The organism is Neisseria meningitidis (genome assembly GCF_022869645.1).
Classification (GTDB): Bacteria; Pseudomonadota; Gammaproteobacteria; order Burkholderiales; family Neisseriaceae; genus Neisseria; species Neisseria meningitidis.
This window is the reverse complement of sequence record NZ_CP064367.1, coordinates 1708214-1735200: the sequence shown is the minus strand read 5'-3', so window position 1 is coordinate 1735200 and position 26987 is coordinate 1708214. Positions and strand designations below refer to the sequence as shown.

The window sequence follows — 26987 nt, the reverse complement described above, 5'->3', positions numbered from 1 at the left end:
TTTTATCGGAACGGAAGACCCCATCATGACCGCCATCAGCCCGATTCAAGACACGCAAAGCGCGACTCTGCAAGAATTGCGCGAATGGTTCGACAGCTACTGCGCCGCGCTGCCGAACAACGATAAAAAACTTGTCTTAGCCGCCCGTTCGCTGGCGGAAGCACATTACCCCGCCGATGCCGCCACGCCGTATGGCGAGCCGCTGCCCGACCACTTCCTCGGCGCGGCGCAAATGGTTCATGAACTCGACCTGCTGCCCGATGCCGTCGCCGCCACCCTGCTTGCCGACATCGGACGCTACGTCCCCGATTGGAACCTATTGGTTTCCGAACGCTGCAACAGTACCGTCGCCGAGCTGGTCAAAGGTGTGGACGAAGTGCAGAAACTCACCCACTTCGCCCGGGTGGACAGCCTCGCCACGCCAGAAGAACGCGCCCAGCAGGCAGAAACTATGCGGAAAATGCTGCTGGCGATGGTTACCGACATCCGCGTCGTGTTAATCAAACTGGCGATGCGTACGCGCACCCTGCAATTTTTAAGCAACGCCCCCGACAGCCCCGAAAAACGCGCCGTCGCCAAAGAAACCCTCGACATCTTCGCCCCGCTCGCCAACCGTTTGGGCGTGTGGCAGCTCAAATGGCAGCTCGAAGATTTGGGCTTCCGCCATCAAGAGCCCGAAAAATACCGCGAAATCGCGCTGCTTTTGGACGAAAAACGCACCGAACGCCTCGAATACATCGAAAACTTCCTCAACATCCTGCGCGGTGAACTCAAGAAATACAATGTCCATTTCGAAGTCGCCGGCCGTCCGAAACACATCTACTCCATTTACAAAAAAATGGTGAAGAAAAAACTCAGCTTCGACGGCCTCTTTGACATCCGCGCCGTGCGGATTCTGATTGATACCGTCCCCGAGTGTTACACCACGCTGGGCATCGTCCACAGCCTCTGGCAGCCCATTCCCGGCGAGTTCGACGACTACATCGCCAACCCCAAAGGCAACGGCTATAAAAGTTTGCACACCGTCATCGTCGGCCCGGAAGACAAAGGCGTGGAAGTGCAAATCCGCACCTTCGATATGCACCAATTCAACGAATTCGGTGTCGCCGCCCACTGGCGTTACAAAGAGGGCGGCAAAGGCGATTCAGCCTACGAACAGAAAATCGCCTGGTTGCGCCAACTCTTGGACTGGCGCGAAAACATGGCGGAAAGTGGCAAGGAAGACCTCGCCGCCGCCTTCAAAACCGAGCTTTTCAACGACACGATTTATGTCCTGACCCCGCACGGCAAAGTCCTCTCCCTGCCCACGGGCGCGACCCCCATCGACTTCGCCTACGCCCTGCACAGCAGCATCGGCGACCGTTGCCGCGGTGCGAAAGTCGAAGGGCAGATTGTGCCGCTGTCCACCCCGCTCGAAAACGGACAGCGCGTCGAAATCATTACCGCCAAAGAAGGGCATCCTTCCGTCAACTGGCTCTACGAAGGCTGGGTCAAATCCAACAAGGCAATCGGCAAAATCCGCGCCTACATCCGCCAGCAAAACGCCGACACCGTGCGCGAAGAAGGCCGCGTCCAACTCGACAAACAGCTTGCCAAACTCACGCCCAAACCCAACCTGCAAGAGCTTGCCGAAAATCTCGGCTACAAAAAGCCAGAAGACCTCTACACCGCCGTCGGACAAGGCGAAATTTCCAACCGCGCCATCCAAAAAGCCTGCGGCACGCTGAACGAACCGCCGCCCGTACCCGTCAGCGAAACCACCATCGTCAAACAGTCCAAAATCAAAAAAGGCGGCAAAAACGGCGTGCTCATCGACGGCGAAGACGGTCTGATGACCACGCTTGCCAAATGCTGCAAACCCGCGCCGCCCGACGACATTGTCGGCTTCGTTACCCGCGATCGCGGCATTTCGGTACACCGCAAAACCTGCCCCTCTTTCCGACACCTCGCCGAACAAGCACCTGAAAAAGTGCTGGACGCAAGCTGGGCGGCGTTGCAGGAAGGACAAGTGTTCGCCGTCGATATCGAAATCCGCGCCCAAGACCGCTCCGGGCTTTTGCGCGACGTATCCGACGCACTCGCCCGCCACAAACTCAACGTTACCGCCGTGCAAACCCAGTCCCGCGACTTGGAAGCCAGCATGAGGTTCACGCTCGAAGTCAAACAAGTTACCGACCTCCCACGCGTCCTCGCCAGCCTCGGCGACGTCAAAGGCGTATTGAGCGTTACCCGGCTTTAAATACAAAAATGCCGTCTGAAAGCCGAATAACGCTTCAGACGGCATTTTGATTGCCGGGGTTTGCTATTTTTTGTTGCATAGTCAATTAAAAACAAAATAGTACAATACTCAACTTTGAAGGTCTAACCATGGCATACTCTGCGGACTTAAGAAACAAAGCTTTAAACTATAGTGGATTAACAAAAATCAGGACAAGGCGACGAAGCCGCAGACAGTACAAATAGTACGGCAAGGCGAGGCAACACCGTACTGGTTTAAATTTAATCCACGATATTACGAACAATGCAAAAACATCAGCCAAACCGCAGCAACGTTTAACTTGTCAAGAAACACGCTTTACCTGTGGATTCGCCTTAAAAAACAAACAGGCAGCCTAAAACATCAAGTTACCGGTCTAAATGCCGTCAAATCGGATAGGCAAAAACCGGCTCAATATATTGGGCAACACCAGGATGCCTATCTGCATGAAATCGCCAAACATTTTGATTGTACGGCAGCCACCATTTGCTATGCACTCAAACAGATGGGGATAACGCGCAAAAAAAGACCACCACTTACAAAGAACAAGACCCGGCCAAAGTAACGCATTATTTGACACAGCCGGCCGAATTTTCCGACTACCAACGTGTTTATTTGGATGAAACAGGATTTGACCGCTACCTGTTCCGTCCCTATGCCCGCAGCCTGAAAGGGCAAATAGTGAAAGCGCAGATAAGTGGAAAAAGATACCAACGCTTATCTTTGGTGTCCGCACAAGTCGGCAACCGGCTGATTGCTCCGATGGTTTATCAAAATACGATGACCGGAGTCTTTTTTGAAGCGTGGTTTCAGCAATGCCTACTGCCCGCATTGACTCAAAAATCGGTGATTATTTTAGATAATGCGCGATTTCACCGTATGGGTGTCTTACGGGAAATGGCGGAAAAATTGGGACATAAGGTATTGCCTCTTGCACCTTATTCACCTGAGCTCAACCCGATTGAGAAAGTGTGGGCGAATATTAAGCGGTATCTGCGAACCGTTTTGTCTGATTACGCCCGATTTGACGATGCACTACTGTCCTATTTTGATTTTAATTGAATATACATTTGAATTAATTCGCACTTAATTTAAATGTGTTTTTAACTGTGCTTTATTTAAAGGCAATGAGAATGTGAAAGTATCGGATCAATCCCAAAGCAGCCTGCACTTTCGAAACGGGGTGCAGGCTGCTTTGGGAATTTCATAACCGTTTCAGCCTGCTTTATTCCGCAAATACCGTTTCCAACCCTAACCCGCTCTCTTTCACCAAGCGCAAATAAGCCAGCATGAATTTATACCGTGCTTGAGCCAGTTTCTGTTCTGCTTGGGCGACTTCCTGCCGCGCCCGTATTACTTCCAGCCGGTTGCGGATGCCGTATTGTTGGCCGGTTTCGGTCGATTTCAGTTTCAAACGGCTGCTTTCCAAAACCCGTTCTTGCGCCATGATTTGGTAACGCGCCGCACCGCTTTCGGTATAAGCCTGGCGTACGGCGAGTTTGATGTGCCGCTCGGTTGCGGTCAGCTGTGCTTCGGCAGCCCCGTATTGCGCTTCGGCTTCATGGATTTTGCCCGACAATTCTCCGCCGGTATAAAGCGGCAAATTCAACTGTACGCCGACGCTCATCCCTTTGCCCCGATAGTGGTAGTCATTATTCTGCGCAGATGAAGTGTAGAGGTTATTCTGATAGCCGACATGGGCAGAAACGGTGGGATAGCGGCTGTTCTGTGCTGCCCGAAGCGCCTGTCCGCTGCTTTGCAGGGCAAGCTGCTGCATCCGGTATTCATGATTGTTGGATAAGGCAATGCGCTGCCATTCATCCAGACTGTAACGTTCCAGCTTGGGCAGATAGCGTGCCAACAGGTTGGCGGTATCTATGGCCTCGATTTGTTTGCTGTCCAGGCCGGTGTAGTCGTTCAACTGGTTTTCATAGGTTTGTTTCTCAGCCAATACGGCGATTTCTTGGGCCAGGGCATTGTCGTAACCGGCTTTGGCTTCGTGAATATCCAGCGCGGTGGCAGCACCTTTATTGAATAAAGCCTGCGCCTGCCTTACCTGCTGGGCATAAGCCTCTTTTTCCGCCGCATGGGCGGCAACGGTGTCTCGGCTGAGTAAAACGTTGAAATAACTTTCGGCAACTTTCAACAGCAATTCTTCGCGTGCCGCATCGAAACGCTGTTCTGCAGCCTGCGTATCGAACCTGCTTTGGCGGTATTGTGCAAATTTGGCAGCGTCAAATAAGGTTTGTCCCACCTGCACGCTCCATCCCTGTGTTTCGCGGGTGGAAGAAATCGATGGCGGCTGGCGCTGGTAGCTGGCATTGGCGGATACATGGGGAAGGAATGCGGCCTTGGCTTGTTGTTGCCGTGCGCGCACTGCATCACGCTGGTAATGGGACGCTTGAAAATCAGCCGAATGTTGCTGCGCCGCCCGCCATGCTTCAGGCAGCGTAAAAGCCGAAACGGATGGGGAAAGGGATAGTGGCAAGGTAAAAAGTGAAACGGGTAGGATATATTTGGAAAAATAGGATTTCATAGCCGAAAATAGTTCATGTTGCAAATAGGGCGTCAGTGTCAGGCAAACGGAAATACCGTAATCTTGCATTATCATTAGATTGAGCAATGTCATCCGGGCAATGGTTTCAGGCAGTCTGCATGTCCGAACCGGCGGATAACAAATGCCCAGTATGGATCCGCCTATCGCTCCCTAAAGCTTTCGTCCAATTTGGTTTGCAGCGGGCTTAACAGATAATCCAGCACCCGCCGTTTACCCGTTTTAATCTCCGCCGTGACATTCATGCCCGCCGTCAGATTCACTGCTTTGCCGTCAATATTCAAGGTATGTTTGTCCAGCGACACCACCGCCGTATAAACCAAGCCCAACTGTTCGTGGCTTACCGCATCATGGCTGACACTTTTCACCTTGCCCGTCAGATAACCGTAGCGCGTATAGGGAAAACTCTCAATCTTCACCACCGCATCCTGTCCCTGTTCCACAAAACCGATGTCTTTGTTCAATACCAAAACTTCCACGTCCATTTTGTCGTCATCGGGCGCAACCACCATCATTTTTTGGGCAGCCTGCACCACACCGCCCACCGTATAGGTGGCCAATTCCTGCACCGTGCCGTCCGCAGGCGACTGTATTGTCATCAGCTGCTGCCGCTGCTTTGCCTTATCCGTTTGGCCGCGGTATTGGTCAATCTGTTCGTTTGCCTGGCGCAGCGCATCCAGCGTATCGCGTTTCAGGTTCTGCGTATTCAGCACCCGATTCTGCTCCGCCTGTGCAATGGCCGCCTGAATCTGCCTCATCTGACCGCGCGTACTTTCCAAATCGTTCCAATTGCTGACCGATTTGCTCTGCTGCTCCAAAAACGCATGTTCCGAAATAAAATTGTCGGCCCGCAAACGGCGGTAGTCTGCTGTTTTCTGCTGCTCGATCGCCCCCACCGAAACCAGCTTCTGCTCCTGCGCCTTGGCCGACTGCAATTCCGCCTGATGGCCGCGCAAAGCCGACTGCAATTGCGCATCCTGCGCCGCCCATGCCTGATACTGGTGCTGCGCCAACACCTGCGCCGATTGCACATCGGCATCGGAGAGACCTAAAGACCGTGCTTGCGCCATATCGATATGCGGCACGGTACGGCTTTCCAATGCCGCCAATACCGCTTCATAACGCAGTTTGGACAATTGGGCAGCCTGCAAAGCCTGCTCCGACTGCACCACATCGCTGTCTGTTCCCACAGCCTCCAGTTCCGCCAGCGTTTCTCCCTGTTTCACATGCTGCCCGTCGCGCACATGTACCGCCTTAACCACCACCGTTTCCAGCGGCTGGATGGTTTTGCTGCGCCCGCCCGACACCGTTTTGCCCGAAGCCGCCGCCACAATATCGATTTTGCCGAACCAGGACCACAACAAAGCCAAAAGCGCAAACGCCATAATAAAACGCGCCGCCCATTTCGGAGCGGCAGAGACCGGCGTATCGGTCAGTTCCAAATGCGCGGGCAAAAACGCCTGTTCTTCCGCCGTGCGTTTGGGCGGTTCCAACTGGTCGCGCACCGCCCAAACATTGCGCCATACGGTAATGTAGCGGGAAAGAAAGGATTTCAGGGCGGAGAAAAACATAACGGGTATAACCTTGGCAATATAGAAACAGGAAACAATATAAATATGTAAAGGAATTTTAACGGAAAGCGCGGCAGCTGTTAAGGGAAAGGCGGGAATATTGACAAAAAATACCCAAGTCGTTACAAATATTCATTATTTTACTGCGTAACGCAACGCTGAAGCGCAGGCTGCTTTTGAGATGCGGCAAGGTTCGGCAAAAAGCAGCCTGCACATTTAACCACAGGAACTACCCATGTTTACCACAAACGATTTACGCCATTTCCTAGAAGGTTTGGCCATCCTATTCTCAATCGGCTATTGGGACACCATGCTGCTGTTGCTTTGGTTTCTCGTCCGCTTTGCCTACAAAAAACCCCGGCAAAATCCTTTCAGGCAGCCTGACCGCCGCCGCTATCCTGATGCTGTTTGTTTGGATTATTCCCAAACAATTCTGCCCGAGCAAAGAAGAAATACAGGCACAAGAAGAGTGGGACAGAAAATACAAAGAAGCCGAAGCCGTGTTTAACGAACAATGCAAAACGGCGGGGGAAAGATTTACCAGACGGCGGACAATGTGGAAGGGATTATGCTGTTGAAAGTAGTACCTGAGCGTACCGTTTCGGCAGATGCAAAAACCAGAGACCCGATGTGGGACAATGCGGCTTTACAGACCAGAGAAGGCGTAAATTTTATTGCTCGTTTCCTAGGATTTTTTAGCGATGGGGAATACCGCTATGTGGATGTCCTGCAACCCAACCATTCCGATATTATTCGGTATTCAGGTAAAGATTTTCCGATAAATCAAACACTTAATCATATACACCCCGCCCGTTATGCGGTAACGTTCGAAAACAATGTCGACTCCAAGCTGCGCAGGCACTGGGTGGCAGGTGCGACCATACGGATTATCGACCGCCAAACTGACGAAGTGATTGCCAAGAAAACCATCTATGTCTTTGAAAAAGGCTTGGACGGCACGGGTGGGGCGAGAATGCCGTGGAAGTTTGCTATCTTGTGCAATAAAGAAAGACTTACTTCTTCAGAGCCGTTATCGGATTTTGTTCTTAGCGTTTTAAAACCTTATATATTGCGTCCCTAAGAAGGGACGATTAACAAAAATTAACGTCCTTTACTTTCTACAAGTAACAGGGCTTTTTTTTGCCCGTTTTTGAGGATTCGCACCATGGAAGATAAGCAAGGGATGACAAAGGCGGTTGTCGGCGTGATGACGGACGCACCGGCGGACGGCAGGAAGCCGGCAACCGCTTCAAATCTTCCCCCCTTATCTAACAGGGGGGGACAGAAACCGAAACGGCAGGCAGGGTTCAGGAAGTCTTCGAATGTTACGAAACGTACATAACGGACGGCAAAGGAAACCTGTTAGGCGTTCCTCTTCGGCGCGGTGTATCAGATTCGGCTTTCATTGATCAAATTAGCTTTTCATTTCATGAAAAAACCTTTTTCGATAAATACGGCGTTCGTGTAAGTCTTTTGGAAGACGAAGATTTTATTCGCGCCGCGTCCATGCTCGCCGAAGAAGTTTTCGGTTTCGGTATCTACAAAGAGTCCAAAGGTTCGGGCGGGCGTTTTTATGAGCGCTGTTGGTTGATGGGTTCGGAAGACGTCCTATACGGTCGCGTCCATTTTGGCGGACAAAACAATACCATTCTTTTCGAACTGACCGGCACCGGTTGCGGCGTCGCAAAAGAAGGCTGGGAATCACGACTTTTCGCATTCCTGACTAATGCAATCCGCCCAAAAATAACACGCGTTGATATCGCAAAAGACTTTTTCAACGGCGAATACAGCCCGAACCAAGCCCGTGAAGACCGAAATAAAGGTATGTTTACCTGTCATCACGTCAAACCAAAAGGCGAATGTTTGGGGTCAGATTGGGAAGAAGACGATGAAGCCAAAATGACCAAAGGCAAGACCTATGGTATCGGCTCCCGTGAATCGTCCAAATATGTCCGCGTCTATGAAAAAGGCAAGCAGTTGGGCGATAAAACAAGCACATGGACGCGATTTGAAATTGAATTCAAAGCAAAAGATATCGTTATCCCTTTCGAAGTTTTGCAGAATCCGGGCGAATATTTCGGCGGCGCATATCCGATTTGCGAACGATTCGTCCAAAAGGCAACGCGCATACACGCGGTTAAGGAAGATAAGGTCATTTCAGCCGACCGCTACCTTGAATGGGTAAAAAAACAGTTTGGACGTGCGGCAAACGGTCTGAAATTCATTTTTCCCGAATTGGACAAAGCCAAACTGTTTGAACTGATTGAGCCGAGTCATCACAAGCTGCCCAAGTCTTTGGCTCCCGAAGCCTACGACTGCGCCTTTTTGAAAGCTCAAGCCATTCATGAACAGCCCGCATTCAAACCGTACAAAGACCCTTACTATATGTACGAATATTACGAGAATCTTGAAAAACAGCTTGAACAGCAAAAACACGTCAACAATGAAGAAAGCTATAACAACTTCATTTACGACAAATTCGCAAGACTACCGATTTCATGGGCTTAAAGTGTCTGCCCGAAAGACGTTTAATCACACAAGGAAACCAAAAAATGAACATCCAACTTCAAGGCCACATCGTCGGCGTTAAAAAATTCAACGGACAAATCGAAGGCAGGAGCTTCGACTATTGCCGCCTGATTGTCGCCACACCCTTAGACAGCTCCCAAGGCAACGCATTGGGCAGCTCTACTACTGAATACGATTTCGGCGGCTCTGCCAATTTCGAGCAGTTCCGAAACGCCCAATTTCCCATCGAAGCAAACCTGAACGTAGAAATCGTCACTACGGGCAAAACCCAAAAACTGAAAGTCATCGGTTTTCAACCCGTTAAGAAAGGCTGATTGAATGCAGAAAGTCTATGTTGTCCAGTCCGTATCAACAGGGGACTTTCTGTATCTCTCTCCTGAAACGGGCGACATCGGACATACCAAATTAATCACCAATGCCGATTATTTCTACGACTTCGAAGAAGCGATTAACGCAGGTTTGGAAGAAATCGGCAACCAATACGAATTTGTCGTATTCGGATTTTTGAAAGACTGATTTTCGGATGTTCGGCGGTCGTCTGAAAAACGCTCCATCCATTACCGCCAAACACTTTTTGAAGGAAAATATCATGAAATTTATTAACACCTGCCGTAAATACGGCGCAAAACTGGCTGTTGTAACAGCTGCTCCCCTGGCTTTGGCCGCACATGCAAATGCAACGTTGCCCGATACAGCAAAAAACGCTTTGGAAGCCGCAAAAGCGGACGGTATGGAAGCCGGTTGGATTGTAGTGGGCGTTTTCGCCGCGCTTTTTGTCTTTTCCATCGTTAAGAGAGTGATGAAGTAAGACGGCATGTACTACCAAGTCGGAAATAAATGTCTTGAGAAGCACCAGGCTGAAAACCTTTATTTCAGCTTGGTAGTACCAAGAATCAAAGAAAACGGACAGATTGTCAGGCCGGAATATAACGGCAGCCTGTGGAAGATGTCGGACGGTCAGCCGCTAAGGCTTTTATTGGCGGAATGCAGTCCGAAAGACAACCTGCAAAGCGGTCTTGAAACAGGCTGGATAGTATTCGGCATCCTCGCGTCCGTTTACTTTGTTTCCCTGCTGAAAAAGGTTTTGAAATGATGGATTTTTATTTTTATCTCGGCGTTTCCGTACCCGTATTAATCGGGGCGGTTCTGTTTAAGGATTGAGCGCATGAAGTTATGGTGTCAAAATCAGGCTTTCAAAACAATCATTGAAAGGCAGAACCATGAACAAGCCGTTTATCACTCAGGCGCAGTTGGCACTTTATAAATATCAGCCGTCCAGCAAGTATTTTGGGCAATCGATGGCGGTTATAGCGCAATCTGAATTTGTTGAATTTGCGAAGATTAATAAGTCTGAAAATGTTATTGATTGTTTCTCTTTTTTCTGGAATAGAAGAATTAAACATGATATTTGGCTAATCTCATTTTCTGATAATTCAGAAATGGTAATTAAAGAATCTCTGAAAGATGGTCATAAAATATACAAATTTGAATTTTGCGAAATTGTCGATAATTGCAATTTTGATGATGTATTCGTTTGAAGCGAATGCAAATGCAGTAAAAATATCTGAAACTGTTTCAGTTGATACCGGACAAGGTGCGAAAATTCATAAGTTTGTACCTAAAAATAGTAAAACTTATTCATCTGATTTAATAAAAACGGTAGATTTAACACACATCCCTACGGGCGCAAAAGCCCGAATCAACGCCAAAATAACCGCCAGCGTATCCCGCGCCGGCGTATTGGCGGGGGTCGGCAAACTTGCCCGCTTAGGCGCGAAATTCAGCACAAGGGCGGTTCCCTATGTCGGAACAGCCCTTTTAGCCCACGACGTATACGAAACTTTCAAAGAAGACATACAGGCACGAGGCTACCAATACGACCCCGAAACCGACAAATTTGCAAAGGTCTCAGGCTAAGTGCGCCTGTTGCCGCCTAAAAGGTAACCCGGATGCCTGATTATCGGGTATCCGGGGAGGATTAAGGGGGTATTTGGGTAAAATTAGGAGGTGTTATGGAGCGAAAACAGCCGAAAACCTGTGTTTGGGTTTCGGCTGTCGGGAGGGAAAGGAATTTTGCAAAGGTCTCCGGTTGTGTTTTAATCAGGTGTTGGTGTCGCCGCATCGCTTGAGGGAAATATTTTTTATAGTGGATTAACAAAAATCAGGACAAGGCGACGAAGCCGCAGACAGTACAAATAGTACGGAACCGATTCACTTGGTGCTTCAGCACCTTAGAGAATCGTTCTCTTTGAGCTAAAGCGAGCCAATGCCGTACTGGTTTTTGTTAATCCACTATAAAATCGAGTTTATCCTAGTTGTCCAGGACAGCCCCTATTTTTTCATAACCATCACGAAAGGAATTTTGCAAAGATTTTATTCCATCTCAAAACAATCATCTCAAAAATGCGTTTCTGACCGCCGGTAAAACAAAACCCTCTAAGAAAATACTTAGAGGGTTTTGAAATTTGGCTCCCCGACCTGGGCTCGAACCAGGGACCTGCGGATTAACAGTCCGTCGCTCTACCGACTGAGCTATCGGGGAATAAACGCGAATAATAAAACAGAAATACCGAACGTGTCAATATAAATTGACAATCGATTGCACTTTATCTGCAAGCCCGCAATCTTTATATGTTATATGGCTTCCGCAATATGCCTTGCCGCACGTTTGGCATCCAATAGGATTAAACCAAGTCTGCCGGTTTCTTTTGCCACCAGCACCAACACGGCATCTTTACCCGCCTGACTTAAAAGGATATAGCCTGATTTTCCTTTAATCATCACTTGTTCCAATTCCCCGCAGGCGAGTTCCTGCACCGAGCGACTCCCCAAAGCAAGCAAAGTGGCAGAAATCGCCCCTACCCTGTCCGAATTCAAATGTGAAGGAAGCATTGTCGCCATCGGCAATCCGTCGGTTGAGATAACGGCAGACGCGATAATATCCGTAGATGTATTGTTTAAATCTTCAAGGATTGAAATCAATAATTGCTGCATAACCCCTCCTCTCTCCCAAGTTTTACACGCGGTTGCTGTAACGGCGGTATAAAATCCTTACCAAAGTAACAAATGCCTCTTTGCCCAAATCGGGAATGCCGCCGATAACCAAAATAAATTTGGTTGAACCGATATACAATGGGAAAAATGTCAATTCGCTCTGACCGGAAGGATCGCAAACGCCCCAAGCGTTATTGTTGATATACAGGTTGTTCTTAATCAGCAGCCGGTATTTCTTTTCCATCTGTGCGACTTCTGCCGCCAACAACCCCAACTCTTCCGCCGCCTCATGATGGAAATTGGCGTTGGCAAGATACAGACCGTTCCGATCGACCAATAACGCCTTACCGCTGCCGGACAATTGTTCCATCAGCAACGGCAATTGCTCGTCCGACAAATTGATGCCGTCTGAATGACCGTTTTCATCGCCATAGAGGAATTCGAGTTTTTGCAAACGGTACAACAGGTTCAAAGCGGTATCGATGTCGGCGGTGTCCGCCCAGGTAAGCAGCTTCTCACTGCTGACCATTTCGTCCGCATCCGCTTTCAACAGGCTGTGCAACAAAGTTTTACCGGCACTGGGGGCATCGCTGGATACGGCATAAAATGCACCGGCAGGAGTCAGGCGGGGATATAAATTTGCTTGTAGTGAAAGTGTTGATTCCATATTAAACCTCCAGTCCCGGATCAATAGAAAATAACATTGCGCTAACCAATTGTTTTACGTCATCTTCCTTACGGGCATCAATTTCAAAAACCGGAACATTAAGATTATGTTTTGCAAGATATTTGTGATACACGTCGATACCGGGCTGAGAGCGTATATCCATCTTGGTAATACCGACAACGACGGGTGCCTTCTCCAGCAGCCCTCGAAACGAATGTAAAAAGAATTCCAAATCTTTCAACGGATTGGTTCGGGCATTATCTAAAAGCAAGACCAAACCCATACTGCCTTGGCTTAAGATTTCCCACATAAAGTTGAACCGTTCCTGACCGGGCGTACCATATAAATGGACTTTGGTATCCTCATCCAAGCTGATGGCCCCGTAGTCCATCGCCACTGTCGTATTCCTTTTCCTATCCAAAGTCATATCGGATGCGGAAGCATCGGTCTGAACGAGTGCTTCGTCCGAAATAGCCGCAATGGCAGTGGTTTTCCCTACGCCGACAGGTCCTGTGAAAATAATTTTATTTTCTCTCATCTCTCCGCCTCTTAGCTGCCCAACAGTTTTTTCATCAGCCTTTGCAGAAGGCCGCGCGACTGGGATTGGGATGGTGTTGTGATTTTTTCCGCTTTTTTCATCATTTCACTATCAGAGGCAGAATCGGCTCCGATATTTATTTTATCCGCCATATCGGAGTATGCCTGTTGTGAAACCGTTTTTAAATCTACCGACAAAAACCCGGTTGTATAGGTTGCCGCAAGATAATTCAGAATATCATTGAGGTTTAAAGGCATCACTTTATACAACACGTTAAGGTTGACGGATGCCTTGGTCAGAAATGCCGACAAGCGTATCGACCCCGGCACATTTGCCAACCGGGTTAGGTTTGGCCAAGATTTCAACGTAAACGGAGTATCGGGAGAAATCGGATAAATCAACCTGCCCTGCGCCGTCCAAATGGAAAACTGCCACATACAGGACATAATGCCTACTTTAGCCTTTTCGCGCCATTGCGGGTTATCGGGAACAGTCTTGCAGCTGACCTGCAAATTTTCGTCTTTGCACAATTCTTCGAGTTTTTGCACACTTTCTGTCAGCAAAACCCGTTGTATCGAGGGGAAAACAATAAGGACCGGCTTATTTCCATGCAAGATAGCGATGTCCTGCCTGTTCTTTTCCGCAAACCGCAACGCCCCCAATAATCCTTTATTCGGGTTAAACTGGCGTATCGTAACCGTACGCTGCACATTCCCGTTATTTTTCGCCGACCGGTCTGCGGGTGCAATAAACGATTTCCCATAAACATTCTCGCCCTGCAACAATTTGCGGAGCATAGGAAACAATGTTTCAAACCGAATCGGTTTGGGCAGGTAGGGAACTTCAGAATCGGGAACTTTCTCCGAACAGACGGCGACGGGTATATCCTTATAACGCTCGGCAAGCTCTTTCCAAAGTTCAAAACCGCCCTCGGCATCGGTATCCGCCAAAACCAAATCGGGCACGGCACTGCCGTCTGAAGGGGATACTGTTTCATAACGGGTGGTATTGTGCATTTTGAATGCCATTTTGAAAACGGATTCCTGCTGCGCCGTCATCCCCGCCAACATTACGCGTACTGTTTTAATTTTCGGCAGTTGAACTTCCATTTTTATTTTCCGTACCGTTTTATTTTTTTAATATTTTGATTCATACGCTGCAGCAGCCGGCTCATCAGCATAACGACCTCTTCAGGAAGCCTGTCCGCACGTTCCCTCAATACCCTTAAAAACTGCCCCAACCTATCCCAATCTTCAGTACGTTCATAAATATCGATCAACGTAATATAAAGCTGGGACTCGTCGGGATATTTCAATACCGCCTGCTCCAACACATCCATTGCCGCTTCAATCTGACCATACATCAGCAACGACTCTACTTCCTTAACCGCATCGTCTGCCGGAGACGAACCGGTGTTGATCAACGAAGAATCTTGAAGCACCAAATCCCGATGTTGCGATTTGAATTTCTGTATATTTTTCGGCAGATACCCGTGCCCCATACCGATGTCTTTGATTTGCCGGTCGTTCGGCCCTTTTTCCAAATCATCGAAAACTTCATGGTAACCCAGGCTGTACCCCCACCCCAGCATCCGCTCTTTAACCTGCCTGCCGTAGTTGCCCAACGTTTGGTAAAGTTTCCACAAATGTCCGGCAAAACGGTCTATGTCCGCGTGTTGGTAATCGAGTTTCAACGCATCGATAATCAGGTTTGCAGGTTTTTCGGAAGTTTGGATGGCACGGTCGTATTGTTTCGATGCCGTTTCATAGCTGACTTTGTCTTTAAGGATTTTCGCACCTTGATCGGCGCGAACCAAACCGGCAATCGCACCGATTTCCTCTTGACTGATTCCGGACACGTCTTTTTTGCCCCGCACAATCGGGATGCGCTTGATTTCTTCGGCTTCATAAGCCTTACCGCCGGCATCCGGCGGGGGCGATGCGGAAGCTGCCGTCGCAGAACCGCCTTCCGCACGTTTTTCAATCTCCTGAGTACCCCATCCCAAACCTTCTTCTGCCAAGACGCGGATACGCAAATGGTTTGAATCGCGCTGTAATGCCTGTTCGATATATTTTGCCAAAAGTTCGGAAGGAATCAGTTTGCCGTATTTTTGCAGATTGTCTGCCAAAACATCGACATCCCCCACTTCGAGATTGATATCGAGCAGCTCGCGGATAAGGTTTTCAGGTTTCGCTTCACCATCCGGAATGCCGTCCAGATAGGCAGCCAAAGATTCGGCAGCCTTGCCCTGATAACCGAATTGCTTATAAACCTGATACTCCGTAAGCGGATCGACTTCTTGCGCGGATACGGCGGCGGATGCGGTCTCGGCACTTTCGTTCCAAGACCAGTCGGGTTGCGTGCCGTCTGAAACCGATTGTCCAATCTGATCGACCCAGTCCGAATCATTGCTTCCGGGTGTCTGCCCCTGCGTATTGCCGACACCTTGGGATTTGCGCTTCGGTGTTTTCTTACCCTGCTTCGCACGCATAACCAAAAGCATCAGCAATACCGCCAGTGCCAAACCGATAATTAATGAGTTTTCCAAAGGATACTCCCGATACCGTAACGAGCGGATAGCTGACCGCCTGCAACGGCCATTGTCCGCTTTTATTATTAACGATTTACTGAAATAGACTTGTAAGTTTTAAATCATACCATAATTTAACGTTTAACAATATGCCTTCTGCACAAGCCTCGCCATATTACCTTTTACCCACATCAGTATCAATACCCGATATAAAAATAACTTTGCCCATAAGCTGCCTTATTGCCTGCCCGCCGCAGAGTAGCGCGCGATAAAAAATAACGGATGATAAGTCAGGTGCACTTTGCCCGACGGCATACTGAACGCCGACAAATAATCGCCAATAAATCCATTGAGATTTTTTCTTGTCCAATTTTTTTGGTTCGTGGCTGTTACGCCTGTATATTTAAGGTGTTTGAGTACATCTAACGGCGTATCAAAGTCTAGTATTACCTTAAAATCCTCACACCATAAAAGCTCAAAATCTTTGGCTAACCAAGTCTGCCATTGGGATAAAGTCGGGTAATTTAAGCCTATATTTGTAATTTGGCGGACTTCTTTTAAATTGTCTTTGCCAAAGGTTGCAACCGCCAATAATCCGTTTGCTTTCAAGCCTGTTTTGCAATGGGCGATAAAAGCGTCGGGTTGATGAAACCATTGCACGGCAGATGCGCTTGCGATTAAGTCAAATTGTCGTTGAAAAGGAAAGTTTTCCGCATCGCCGCAATAAAAATCAAAGGATTGCGGCAGTTTTTCAGCCAGTTGGGGCTGCACATCGCACAAATCATTAAATAACCAATAATTCGCTGAAATCTGTTTTTGCAGCAAGGCACTCAACATTCCTGAGCCGCAGCCCAATTCCAACACGTTTTCCAATGGCATATCCGGCAAATAATCTTGCAAATGCGCCATTAAATTAATCGTCATTTTTTGTTGGATTAAGGCGTGCCGGTCATAATCGTTTAATGCTTTTTGGAAAGCCTGCCGAATGCGCGATTTATTTATGGCAGTCAGTGATTCCATAGTGCCGACCAATGGGTGAATCTTGAAAACAGGTAATGTCCGCCGTCAATTTCCCGAACGGTGCAACGCGGTGTCCAATATCGGTGCTGATTGGCAGGCATAAAAATTTTATCGCCTGATCCGACCAAGGCATTTGTCCAGCGAATCAAATCTGCGCGCCTATCTTGCCCGATCATCGCAAAAAGTGCGATAAGTTCTTGATGAATTTCGTCAAACGGACGGGCGGGAAATTGTTGGTAATCTTCAAAAGATGCTTTATCGCCACACATTCTGCGTTCAAATTTTAAACGGGTGTTTTCCGTGAGGTTCTCCAATGTGCCTTTAAAAACGGCGCAAGGGATACCGAAATTATCATCGCAAGGCAAACCTGTGCCATTCACTGCCGTTGCGGATTTTAATCTTATTCCTTGCAATGCCCTCTCTGCCGCCCAAACGCCCATTGACCACGCCACCAAACGGATGTGCCGATAGGCGGAAAAATCAAAATCCAAATTTAAATCTTGATAATCATAGCAAATCAATAAATCGTGATTTTCCGGCAAAATCAAATGATTTACAGCATCGGGCGGCGTTCCCCAACCTGCAAAATACAGGATTAAATGTTCGCCTTGATGATTGTAAAATTTTGTTTTCATATCATATCCTTACAGGCACGCCGCAAACTGCCGCACTTCATCCATTGTCATATCTGCCGTCAAAGACAATCGTATTCTGGATGTACCTTTTGGTACTGTCGGTGGTCTGATGGGCAGGCAATAATAACCCTGCCTTTGCAGGTATTCCGCTTTGGCAAGGGTGGCTTCATTCCCGCCTAAAATATAGGGGACGATACAGGTTTGGCTCGGCATTATTTGCGTCCGATGCGCCACTTCCCGCCGTAAAAATGCGCTTAACTGCTCAAGATGGCTTCTTTCTTTTGAGAATTGCGGCAATCGTTCAAAAATAAAATAAGTCCAAGCCACATTAAACGGCGGCAATGCGGTTGAAAAAATCAATGGGCGCATTTGATTAATCAAACATTCTTTCAATACTTGGTTGCAGACGGCATACGCCCCCACCGAGGCTAAGGCTTTACCGAAAGTGCCGACCAATAAATCAATCTCGGCAATCAAATTATCCCGTTCGGCAATCCCCAATCCGTTTTGCCCATAAACACCGATTGCGTGGGCTTCATCCACATAAAGATAAGTATTGGGAAACTGTTTTTTTAATTGGACAAGCTGTTTCAAATCCGCCACATCGCCGTCCATACTGAAAACAGATTCGGTAACGATAAAAGTGCGGTCAAATTTTCCGACGTTTTTTTCAAGCAGATTTTTCAAATGTTCATAATCATTATGACGATAACGGAAAAACGCACACCGGCTCAAACGGATGCCGTCAATCATACTGGCGTGAACAAATTTATCTGCCAAAATCAAACTTTTCGTCGTCGTCAAAGCAGGCAAAATACCGAGATTGGCGTGATAGCCGCTGTTGAACAATAACGCGCTTTCCCGTTGGAAACGTTGTGCGACAAGCTCTTCCAAATCGGTATAAATAGGAAAGTTGCCCGTTAATAAACGCGATGAAGAACTGGTAAAAGAGGGAAAATTACCGCCGTATTGCTGCAAAAAAGACCGGCGCAAGTTTTCATCTGATGCCAAACCCAAATAATCATTAGACGACATATTCAGCATTTTGCAGTTTTCCCGCGTAATATACCGCCCTTGATGAATCAAATCCGGAATCGAACGATATTGGTTTTGCGCGCCGAGTTGTTCAAGCTGTTGTTTAAAAACCTTCATTATGATGTAAATATTCCTGAGTTAAAGCCTGAACCAACCCAGCATCAAACAATCAAGTAATGCCCTTTTAATAAAAACCGTTTTGCCGCCGACCTTTGCCACACCCCTGCCTTCATAATCCAAGGCGGAAATTTCCGCGACATTTGTTTCCGTTGCCATTACCCAATCCGTCCGCACTGTACCGAAGCGCATATTTTCGCACAAATTGGTACGGTTTCAGGTATGATTTGCCGAAAACCTATCGGACACACACCATATTTTGATATGAATAAAACAATCTGCCGCACTGCTGCACTATTGATAAGCGGTTTTTCATACGCAAACACCGTCATTCCCGATGTCTCCCCCGTCGCACAAGGTCAACATGTCTTCATTAACATCCCTCAGCAACGCCTGTTCCTCTACACCGACGGCAAACTGACCAAGGTTTATCCCGTTGCAGTAGGTCGGGCGATGACGCAAACCAATCTAGGCGAACATAAAATCGGTGCGAAAGCCTATAACCCTGTTTGGTACATCCCCAAATCCATACAGAAAGAACGCGGCGACGGCGTAAAAACCATAGCCGCCGGCCCGGACAACCCTTTGGGGCCGGTTTTTGTCCGCTTAGGCGACCCCAAACTCGGTTTGGGCATACACGGGACCAATGCGCCGGCCAGCGTCCCCGGGGTTCGGAGTCACGGCTGCGTCCGCATGAAATCGCCCGACGCGCTCGAGTTTGCCAAAACCATCGCCAGCGGCTCGCCCGCCTCCGTCATCTATCAAATGGCGGGGCTCAATGAAGATGCGGATCGCAACCTGTGGCTTGCCGCCTTCCGCGACCCTTACGGTAAGAACAACCTTGACATCGCCTCTCTGAAAAAAAGTATTGCGCAATGGGCAAAAACACAGGGTAAAACCATCGCGCCCGAGAAAGTCGATGCTGTACTCAAAGACCGCACCGGATCGGCCGTCTGCCTGACCTGCGGCAAAAACGGCAAGATGAAGATGCCGCTCAAATCGCTGGCGTGGATACAGGGTTCTTCCTCATACAGCCAAGCTGAAGTCATTGAACAAACTGAGGAAACCAACTCTGCCGAAATATCCGAGACACGCACGCCCGAAGTGCCTGATGTACACACGCCCGAGGCACAACCGCATTTAAATACCCAATCCGACGGCACGCCGACTGCCTATACCGAACCGGCTGCCGATTCATCGCCGCAAGTAGAAACACCTGATCAGGCTGCTTCCGAGCCGGTTGATGTATTATTTTCAATAGATGTGATACGGCAGGGAAATTTGCGTTTAGGTAATTGAATAACCTTCTGATTATTTAATGCTTATGTTTATCAGAAGTTGATAGGCGGTTTGGTTTTTGTTTGGCTTTTCCTACACCGCCGCCTGCCGCTTTCTGCAACATTCAAGCGCACAAATATGCCATCTGAAGGCTTTAGACGGCATATTTCACGATAATAGTCGCCCAATCAAATAAACACAGATTGGAAATTTATTTTATTTTTCCCTTACCAATACCCCAGAACTTTCCACCAAATGCTGCCGATAACGAAAAAAATCAGAAAATTGACTACGCTCATGATAAAACCCGCCTTCCACCATTCTCCCATTGTGGTGTAGCCCGAACCGAAAATCACAGGCGAAGTACCGGTCGCATAATGAGTGAGGGTCATCATAATGTTAGATGCGGCCGCCATCATCAGCGCGGTCGGCATCGCCGGGGCATTCAGTGAAACGGCAGCAGCGAAAAATGCGCCGAACATAGCGGTAATATGTGCAGTAGTACTGGCAAACATATAATGCGCATACATATAAGCAAGCACGAGGATTACGCCCGCAGCCGTGCCGCTAACGCCCAAACCGCCGACACTTTCCGCCAACACTCCGGAGAACTATTTAATCAGTCCGAGTTTATTTAAAAATGCGGCCATCATAATCAATGCGCCAAACCAAATAATCGTATCCCACGCGCTTTTTTCTTTCAAAACATCGTCCCAAGTCAATACACCGGAAAGCAAAAGCAGGCTTAATCCGATAAATGCGGTGGCGGTGGCGTTGATACTAAAAGCGTGATTGCCGGTAATAAGGGCGGGAACATCTGCCCACAACAGCAACAAGATACCGAAAATGACCGCCATAATGATTTCGTCTGCCGACATTTTACCCATCTCCCTCAGACGGTCTTTGGCAAATTGAACGGCATTGGGCGTTTCTTTAATTTCAGGCGGATACAAAAAATATAAAATCAAAGGCATAACGAAAAAGGCGATAACGCCGGGAACAGCCATTGCCCACGCCCACGCCCCCCAAGAAAGACGGAAACTACTGCCTAAATTTTCGGCAATCAAGTTGACGATTAAAGGGTTGGGGGCAGTTGCAGTAATAAACATAGCCGACGAAATGGGATTGGAATGATAGTTGACCAAAGCCAAATATTTACCCATCTTGCCTTCTGTGCCTTTTGCGGGATTGGAGCCGTAACTGCCGGCAATCGACTGCATAATCGGATGTATAATGCCGCCGCCGCGCGCGGTATTGGAAGGGGTAACGGGAGCCAGCAGCAGTTCGGAAAGAGCGAGACTGTAACCGATGCCCAGCGTTTTTCTTCCAAAAACGGCGATAAACAAATATCCGATACGCATCCCCAGCCCTGTTTTGAGCAAACCGCGCGAAATCATAACTGCGATGGCAATCAGCCAAATCAACGGATTGGCGAACGCACTCAACGCATCGCTCATCGCCGCACCCGGTTTGTCGGCGGTTACGCCGGTTACTGCGACCAACCCGACGGCAATAATCGACAGCGCACCCAACGGCATGGCCTTGCCGATAATGGCGGCAATCACACCGATAAACATGGCCAGCAGCGTCCAAGCCTGAGGCTTGACCCCGTCGGGTACGGGCAGTGCCAAAACCAAGGCGCACAATACTGCGGCAATGGCGAGGGGTATCGGTTTGAAACCCAATTTCATCATATTGACCTCCGTAAAAAAGACCGTCCCGAAAAATCGGAAAAATAATATTTAACTAATTGTTTTATAAGATATATTCAGATATTTCACCGTCTTTCCGATATGCGGCTCCGGGCAACTTTTGTTTCAGTATTTGAATTTTCATTAGACTGAATACGCCGTTTGAACGGCACGGCGAAAACCCGGGGGATGCCGGACGTTCAGTCCTTTTTCGCACCTTGAAGGTAAAGCATTTCCAAGGCAATTGTGGCGCCGGCCAAAGCGGTAATGTCGGATTGGTCGTAAGAGGGGGCAACTTCTACAACATCCATACCGACGATGTCGAGATCCGTCAGCCCACGTAGGATTTTTAATGCCCTGTCGCTGCTCAAGCCGCCGCATACGGGCGTACCGGTCCCGGGTGCGAACGACGGGTCGAGGCAGTCTATGTCGAAAGTCAGGTAAACGGGCATATTGCCGACGGTTTCTTTGATTTTACGGACGGTCTCTTCAACACTGTCTTCATTGACTTTAGGGGCGGACAACACAGTAAAAGGCAATTTTTTACTGTGTTCGGTGCGTATGCCGATTTGTACGGAACGGGACGGGTCGATGAGGCCTTCCTTGGGGGCGGTATAGAACATCGTACCGTGGTCGTATTCGCTGCCGTTGTCGTAGGTGTCGGTGTGCGCGTCAAAATGAATCAGTGCGAGTTTGCCGAAATAGCGGGCGTGGGCGCGCAACAACGGGAGGGTAATGAAATGGTCGCCGCCCAAACTCAAACAGCGTTTGCCGGAAGAAAGTAATTTGCCGGCGTGCGCTTCCATTTTTTCGACAAAATCCCTGCTGTCGCCAAAAGAAAAAACCAAGTCGCCGCAATCAATAATGTTCAGGCGTTCGCGCACATCAAATGTCCATGGAAACCTGCGGTGCTCCCAAGCGAGGTTGACGGAGGCGCGCCGGATGGCTTCAGGACCGAAACGCGCGCCGGAACGCCCTGAAACCGCCATATCATAAGGCACACCGGTAATAACCCAATCGGCATGACTTTCATACGGCATAAAATTAAGCGGCAGGCGCAAAAACCCGAAATTATTGGAAACGAGGGAGTTGTCGGTTTGTCCTGCCAGTGTGCTGTATTGCATCGTAATGATTCCTTGTAATTGGTTTCAATCGGTCGTGATGATTGGTGTTTGAGTAAGAAAATCGGGCTTCAGACGACATATCCGATGCCTTGATGCGTCTATTCGTCTTCCAAATAGGTATAACCATTAAGCCCCGCTTCGAGTTCTTTTAAGAAAGACATAGCCTGCGAGGCAGGAAGGTCTGAATGTTCGATTTGTTCGCGATAGCGTTTCATCAGCTCTTTCGGATCTTGATAAACGTATTCGAGCATATCGGCAACGGTGTTTCCTTCATCGTAATCGATGACGGTAAATTGTCCGTCTTCCCCTACAACAACATCGGCAGTGGCAGTGTCGCCGAAAAGATTGTGCATATTGCCGAGTATTTCCTGATATGCTCCCACCATAAAAAAGCCTAAAAGCGGCGGCTCTTCTTCGGGATAATCAGGCATAGGCATCGTACCGGCGATGCCGTCTCCGTCGATGTAGTGGTCAATCGTACCGTCTGAATCGCAGGTAATGTCCAACAACACGGCGCGGCGCGCAATCGGTTCATTCAAACCGGTAATGGGACAAACAGGGAAAAGTTGATCTATGCCCCAAGCATCGGGCAAAGATTGGAAGAGTGAGAAATTGACATACAGCTTATCGGCAAAACGTTCTTGCAATTCGTCAATAATGGTTCGGTGAGACCGGTGTTTTTCATTAAACAATTCGCCGACTTCATGACAGATATTTAAATACAGTTGCTCCGCCCACGCACGTTGCGCCAAACTCAACAGCCCGACATTATACTGATTATGCACATCGGCAAGATCAAACTGCCCTTCGTGTATCCAGCTGCGTAAGGAACGTTTTTCCCGCGAGGCGGAAATATCCGTCCAAGTTTCCCACATACTGTGCAACACACGCGGCGCTTCGGGCGATGGCGCATCCAGCCGGCGCGGTTTGTAACGTTCAACGCCTATAACATTGGCAACCAAAACGGCGTGATGTGCGGTAATGCCGCGCCCGCTCTCGGTGATGATTGTCGGATGCGGCAGCCCGTGTTCGAGACAAGCCTGACTGATGCCCCATACGACTGTGGCGGCATATTCGTTGAGGCTGTAATTAACGGAACAATCCGATTGTGTGCGGTTTCCTTCGTAATCCACGCCAAGCCCGCCGCCTACATCAAAACAGCGGATATTTACCCCCAGTTTGTGCAACTCAACATAAAACCGAGCCGATTCGTGTACACCTGTGGCAACATCACGGATGTTCCCAAGCTGCGAGCCCAAATGGAAATGCAAAAGCTGCAGGCAATCCAGCCTGTTTTTTTGTTTCAAAATATCGACCAGTTGCAAAACTTGGGAAGCCGACAAGCCGAATTTTGATTTTTCCCCACCCGAAGACTGCCATTTTCCCGAACCTTGGGAAGCCAGTCTGGCGCGCACACCCAAACGGGGCTTGATGCCGAGTTTTTCCGCCTCTTCCAATACCATTTGTATTTCGGACAGCTTCTCAATCACCAAATAAACCTGATGCCCCAGTTTTTCGCCCATCAAGGCGAAACGGATATATTCACGGTCTTTATAGCCGTTGCAGACGATTAATGTTTGCCGGGTGCCGGCGTGTGCCAAAACCGCCATCAGTTCGGCTTTAGAACCGGCTTCCAAACCATGCGGTTGTCCGCTTGACATAAGCGATTCGATGACGCGGCGGTGTTGGTTGACCTTGATAGGGTAAACCAAACAATAACCGCCCTTATAGCCGCACTCTTCCCGTGCCGTCTGAAAGGCGCGGTTAATGTCGCGGAGGCGGTGTTCGAGGATTTGCGGAAAACAAAACAAAACAGGCAGGCGCGCCTGATGTTTTTGTTGCACGGCTTCAGTCAGTTTTTGCAGTGAAACAATTTGATTGTGTTGCGAGGGATTGGGGCGGACGATGATTTCGCCGGAATCGTCAACATCATAATAACCTATGCCCCAATGATTAATGTTGCACACTTCACGGATGGTAAGGATAGGCATAATAAACCTGCTCCGTCTGTCGTGTTGAAAAGGAATGATTATAACAAATCAGCGTGAAATGTCATTTTTTTAATAAGAAAAGCCTGCCTCATACCTGATGAGGAACAGGCAAAATGCCGTCTGAACGCTTCAGACGGCATTTTGGTTCATCTTTCCATCAAAGGAGTCAGCGATCGAGCTGCTCTTTGATGATTTTCAGGTCGGGGTAAGACAACACAATGTCGTATTCGCGGCCGTCTTTATAGGCTTCCACTTCCAAAACAGGTTTGCCCCAATGGTCGTCGGCATCGACATCGTGAACCTGATAACCGCGCTGTTCCAACATTTTCACGGCTTTTGTGCGGTTTTGTTCAAAATAGGGATCGCCGTAAATCTGACGCTCGGCAGAGTCGCCGGCAAATGCGGTTGCGGCACTCAAGGAAACAACGGCGACCAATAACAGTTTTTTCATTTTCAGTCCTTTTTTTATCGGTTGATTGAACAAGATGTGTTTTTCAATACCGCCATTAAAACACAGCAAAATTAGGTTTGAATTAGAGGGAAGTTAAGAAGCGTAAATGCCGTCTGAAAAAAACAGAGCCGTCAAACGGCTCTGTTTTCCTTATGCTTCTTTGGTTTCAGCCGCCTTTTGACGCAGGCGCAAGCTCAATTCGCGCAACTGCTTGTCGTCCACGCTGTTGGGCGCGTTGGTCAGCAGGCATTGAGCACGTTGTGTTTTCGGGAAGGCAATCACGTCGCGGATAGATTCGGCGCCGGTCATCAGGGTAACCAAACGGTCGAGGCCGAATGCAAGGCCGCCGTGCGGAGGTGCACCGAATTTCAGGTTGTCCAAGAGGAAGCCGAATTTCTCTTGTTGCTCTTCAGGGCTGATTTTCAGCGCGGCAAACACTTTCTCTTGTACGTCTGCGCGGTGGATACGGATAGAGCCGCCGCCGATTTCCCAGCCGTTCAATACCATATCGTAGGCACGAGCCAGGCAGTTTGCAGGGTCGGAAACCATCAGGTCTTCATGACCTTCTTTTGGCGCGGTAAACGGATGGTGTACGGCAACGTAGCGGTCGGCTTCTTCGTCGTATTCGAACATTGGGAAGTCGACAACCCACAAAGGTTTCCATTCGTCTGTGAAGTAGCCGTTATCTTTGCCGTGTTCCAAGCCGACTTTGATACGCAATGCGCCGATGGCTTCGTTCACAACTTTGGTTTTGTCTGCACCGAAGAAGATAATATCGCCGTTTTGTGCGCCGGTACGCGCGATGATTTCCTTCAGGGCATTCTCAGACAGGAATTTTACGATTGGAGATTGCAGGCCGCTGTCTTCGCCGTTGGAGAGGTTGCCCACATCATTTACTTTGATGTATGCCAGACCTTTCGCACCGTAGATGCCGACAAATTTGGTGTATTCGTCGATTTCTTTGCGGCTGAATTTCGCACCGTTCGGCACACGCAGGGCAACCACGCGGCCGCCTTTCATGTCGGCTGCGCCACGGAAGACTTTGAATTCTTCCGTTTTCATCAGGTCGGTCAACTCGGTGAATTTCAAGTTGATACGCATGTCCGGTTTGTCAGAGCCGTAGTAGAACATGGCTTCAGAGTAAGGCATGCGTGGGAAGTCGCCCAAGTCCACGCCCAGCGCGTCTTTGAAGACTTGTTTTGCCATACCTTCGGTAATGTCCATGATTTCATCCTCGTTCAAGAACGAGGTTTCCAAGTCGATTTGAGTGAATTCAGGTTGACGGTCGGCACGCAGGTCTTCGTCGCGGAAGCACTTGGTGATTTGGTAGTAACGGTCGAAACCCGCCACCATCAACAGTTGTTTGAATAATTGCGGCGATTGCGGCAGCGCGAAAAACTCGCCTGGATGAACGCGGCTCGGCACGAGGTAGTCGCGTGCGCCTTCAGGCGTGGAGCGGGTCAGCATCGGCGTTTCAATGTCGATGAAGCCTTGTGCGTCCAGATAACGGCGAACGCCCATAGCGACTTGGTAACGCAGGCGCAGGTTGCGCTGCATCACAGGGCGGCGCAGGTCGATAACGCGGTTGGTCAGGCGCACGTTTTCGCTGATGTTTTCGTCGTCGATTTGGAACGGCGGCGTAGCGGCAGCGTTCAAGACTTCGATTTCTTTGGCAAGGATTTCGATTTTGCCGGAAATCATTTTGTCGTTGGTCGTACCTTCGGGACGGTTGCGTACGCGGCCGGTAATGCTCAAAACGTATTCGTTACGGGCGGAATCGGCAGCGGCAAACGCTTCGGGCGTGTCGGGATCGATCACGACTTGGACGATGCCTTCGCGGTCGCGCAGGTCGATAAAAATCACACCGCCATGGTCGCGTCGACGGTGTACCCAGCCTTTGACGGTAACGGTTTGGTCTAAGTATTGCTCGCTAATCAGACCGCAATAGTTGGTACGCATAAAATCACCTTTTATTGATTTAAACTGAAAACAGAAAATGCCGTCT

General features: G+C 48.9%; 26 protein-coding genes, 1 tRNA gene and 2 pseudogenes. 12 read left to right on the top strand and 17 right to left on the bottom strand.

The features are described 5' to 3' along the window. Window positions 1-25: 25 nt before the first annotated feature. Both IUJ45_RS08800 and IUJ45_RS08795 read left to right on the top strand, forming a co-directional pair. Window positions 26-2239 (top strand): RelA/SpoT family protein, encoded by a 2214-nt coding sequence (locus IUJ45_RS08800; protein ID WP_002249269.1) that lies wholly within the window; start codon window positions 26-28, stop codon window positions 2237-2239. 292 nt (window positions 2240-2531) lie between these two features. Further along, a protein-coding gene (locus IUJ45_RS08795; RefSeq protein WP_096001767.1) for an IS630 family transposase occupies window positions 2532-3319 on the top strand; the annotation gives its coding sequence in 2 pieces (ribosomal slippage) (window positions 2532-2787 and window positions 2787-3319; 789 coding nt in all). 163 nt (window positions 3320-3482) lie between these two features. Here IUJ45_RS08795 and IUJ45_RS08790 read toward each other — a convergent pair. Continuing rightward, a complete protein-coding gene (locus IUJ45_RS08790) occupies window positions 3483-4886 on the bottom strand; it encodes a TolC family protein (protein ID WP_002227074.1) in 1404 nt (467 codons plus the stop codon). A 68-nt stretch (window positions 4887-4954) separates the two neighbouring features. Next, on the bottom strand, window positions 4955-6382 hold the full coding sequence (locus IUJ45_RS08785; protein ID WP_002222947.1) for an HlyD family type I secretion periplasmic adaptor subunit: 1428 nt from the start codon (window positions 6380-6382) through the stop codon (window positions 4955-4957). A gap of 235 nt (window positions 6383-6617) precedes the next feature. Between IUJ45_RS08785 and IUJ45_RS08780 the strand changes: the two genes are divergently transcribed. The 9 genes and pseudogenes from IUJ45_RS08780 (at window position 6618) to IUJ45_RS08740 (ending at window position 10828) form a co-directional block, all read left to right on the top strand. Beyond that, entirely contained in the window at window positions 6618-6890 is a 273-nt protein-coding gene (locus IUJ45_RS08780; protein ID WP_002218332.1) for a hypothetical protein, read from the top strand. A 6-nt stretch (window positions 6891-6896) separates the two neighbouring features. Next, window positions 6897-7463 (top strand): hypothetical protein, encoded by a 567-nt coding sequence (locus tag IUJ45_RS08775; protein WP_002249268.1) that lies wholly within the window; start codon window positions 6897-6899, stop codon window positions 7461-7463. Window positions 7464-7547: 84 nt separating this feature from the next. Then, window positions 7548-8890, top strand: a pseudogene (locus IUJ45_RS08770) (replication initiation factor domain-containing protein). A 44-nt stretch (window positions 8891-8934) separates the two neighbouring features. Continuing rightward, entirely contained in the window at window positions 8935-9225 is a 291-nt protein-coding gene (locus IUJ45_RS08765; protein ID WP_002233765.1) for a hypothetical protein, read from the top strand. Window positions 9226-9229: 4 nt separating this feature from the next. Continuing rightward, the gene (locus tag IUJ45_RS08760; protein WP_002215770.1) at window positions 9230-9427 is read left to right on the top strand and encodes a hypothetical protein; all 198 of its coding nucleotides are present in this window, start codon (window positions 9230-9232) and stop codon (window positions 9425-9427) included. A 73-nt stretch (window positions 9428-9500) separates the two neighbouring features. Continuing rightward, window positions 9501-9719 (top strand): major capsid protein, encoded by a 219-nt coding sequence (locus IUJ45_RS08755; RefSeq protein WP_002233767.1) that lies wholly within the window; start codon window positions 9501-9503, stop codon window positions 9717-9719. Window positions 9720-9725: 6 nt separating this feature from the next. Continuing rightward, window positions 9726-10004, top strand: a complete 279-nt coding sequence (locus IUJ45_RS08750; RefSeq protein WP_002215768.1) for a hypothetical protein — start codon at window positions 9726-9728, stop codon at window positions 10002-10004. A gap of 127 nt (window positions 10005-10131) precedes the next feature. After that, window positions 10132-10449, top strand: coding sequence for a DUF1132 family protein (locus tag IUJ45_RS08745; RefSeq protein ID WP_002216597.1), 318 nt, complete (start codon window positions 10132-10134; stop codon window positions 10447-10449). Beyond that, window positions 10433-10828, top strand: a complete 396-nt coding sequence (locus IUJ45_RS08740) for an IgG-binding virulence factor TspB family protein (RefSeq protein ID WP_002225310.1) — start codon at window positions 10433-10435, stop codon at window positions 10826-10828. The genes IUJ45_RS08745 and IUJ45_RS08740 overlap by 17 nt, the downstream gene beginning before the upstream one ends. A gap of 549 nt (window positions 10829-11377) precedes the next feature. Here IUJ45_RS08740 and IUJ45_RS08735 read toward each other — a convergent pair. The 10 genes from IUJ45_RS08735 to IUJ45_RS08690 form a co-directional block, all read right to left on the bottom strand. After that, window positions 11378-11453, bottom strand: a tRNA-Asn gene (locus IUJ45_RS08735). Window positions 11454-11545: 92 nt separating this feature from the next. After that, window positions 11546-11905 (bottom strand): roadblock/LC7 domain-containing protein, encoded by a 360-nt coding sequence (locus IUJ45_RS08730; protein WP_002212575.1) that lies wholly within the window; start codon window positions 11903-11905, stop codon window positions 11546-11548. A gap of 22 nt (window positions 11906-11927) precedes the next feature. Next, window positions 11928-12572 (bottom strand): hypothetical protein, encoded by a 645-nt coding sequence (locus IUJ45_RS08725; protein ID WP_002212574.1) that lies wholly within the window; start codon window positions 12570-12572, stop codon window positions 11928-11930. A 1-nt stretch (window position 12573) separates the two neighbouring features. Next, the gene (locus IUJ45_RS08720; RefSeq protein WP_002212573.1) at window positions 12574-13110 is read right to left on the bottom strand and encodes a GTP-binding protein; all 537 of its coding nucleotides are present in this window, start codon (window positions 13108-13110) and stop codon (window positions 12574-12576) included. Between the two features lie 11 nt (window positions 13111-13121). Next, window positions 13122-14219, bottom strand: coding sequence for a DNA-binding transcriptional response regulator (locus IUJ45_RS08715; RefSeq protein WP_002212572.1), 1098 nt, complete (start codon window positions 14217-14219; stop codon window positions 13122-13124). Between the two features lie 2 nt (window positions 14220-14221). Continuing rightward, on the bottom strand, window positions 14222-15658 hold the full coding sequence (locus IUJ45_RS08710; RefSeq protein ID WP_002218849.1) for a tetratricopeptide repeat protein: 1437 nt from the start codon (window positions 15656-15658) through the stop codon (window positions 14222-14224). Between the two features lie 219 nt (window positions 15659-15877). Further along, on the bottom strand, window positions 15878-16660 hold the full coding sequence (gene bioC, locus IUJ45_RS08705; protein WP_002218848.1) for a malonyl-ACP O-methyltransferase BioC: 783 nt from the start codon (window positions 16658-16660) through the stop codon (window positions 15878-15880). Then, window positions 16648-17295 carry a pimeloyl-ACP methyl esterase BioG family protein gene (locus IUJ45_RS08700; RefSeq protein ID WP_002230289.1) on the bottom strand — a complete coding sequence of 216 codons (648 nt, stop codon included), beginning with the start codon at window positions 17293-17295 and terminating at the stop codon, window positions 16648-16650. The genes bioC and IUJ45_RS08700 overlap by 13 nt, the downstream gene beginning before the upstream one ends. Window positions 17296-17304: 9 nt before the next feature. After that, a complete protein-coding gene (bioF, locus tag IUJ45_RS08695) occupies window positions 17305-18447 on the bottom strand; it encodes an 8-amino-7-oxononanoate synthase (RefSeq protein WP_002245921.1) in 1143 nt (380 codons plus the stop codon). Between the two features lie 21 nt (window positions 18448-18468). Further along, a complete protein-coding gene (locus IUJ45_RS08690; RefSeq protein WP_009346942.1) occupies window positions 18469-18606 on the bottom strand; it encodes a hypothetical protein in 138 nt (45 codons plus the stop codon). A 63-nt stretch (window positions 18607-18669) separates the two neighbouring features. Here IUJ45_RS08690 and IUJ45_RS08685 point away from each other — a divergent pair, with 63 nt between their 5' ends. Next, entirely contained in the window at window positions 18670-19746 is a 1077-nt protein-coding gene (locus tag IUJ45_RS08685) for a L,D-transpeptidase (protein ID WP_002218845.1), read from the top strand. A 206-nt stretch (window positions 19747-19952) separates the two neighbouring features. Here IUJ45_RS08685 and IUJ45_RS08680 read toward each other — a convergent pair. The 5 genes and pseudogenes from IUJ45_RS08680 to aspS form a co-directional block, all read right to left on the bottom strand. Continuing rightward, a pseudogene (locus IUJ45_RS08680) lies at window positions 19953-21419 on the bottom strand (DASS family sodium-coupled anion symporter). A gap of 197 nt (window positions 21420-21616) precedes the next feature. Then, a complete protein-coding gene (gene speB, locus IUJ45_RS08675; RefSeq protein ID WP_002222073.1) occupies window positions 21617-22540 on the bottom strand; it encodes an agmatinase in 924 nt (307 codons plus the stop codon). A 98-nt stretch (window positions 22541-22638) separates the two neighbouring features. After that, complete coding sequence (speA, locus tag IUJ45_RS08670) at window positions 22639-24531, bottom strand: biosynthetic arginine decarboxylase (protein WP_002245920.1); 1893 nt, start codon at window positions 24529-24531, stop codon at window positions 22639-22641. Between the two features lie 166 nt (window positions 24532-24697). Beyond that, window positions 24698-24982, bottom strand: coding sequence for a PepSY domain-containing protein (locus IUJ45_RS08665; RefSeq protein ID WP_002245919.1), 285 nt, complete (start codon window positions 24980-24982; stop codon window positions 24698-24700). 150 nt (window positions 24983-25132) lie between these two features. Continuing rightward, the gene (gene aspS / locus IUJ45_RS08660) at window positions 25133-26941 is read right to left on the bottom strand and encodes an aspartate--tRNA ligase (RefSeq protein ID WP_002245918.1); all 1809 of its coding nucleotides are present in this window, start codon (window positions 26939-26941) and stop codon (window positions 25133-25135) included. Window positions 26942-26987: the final 46 nt, after the last annotated feature.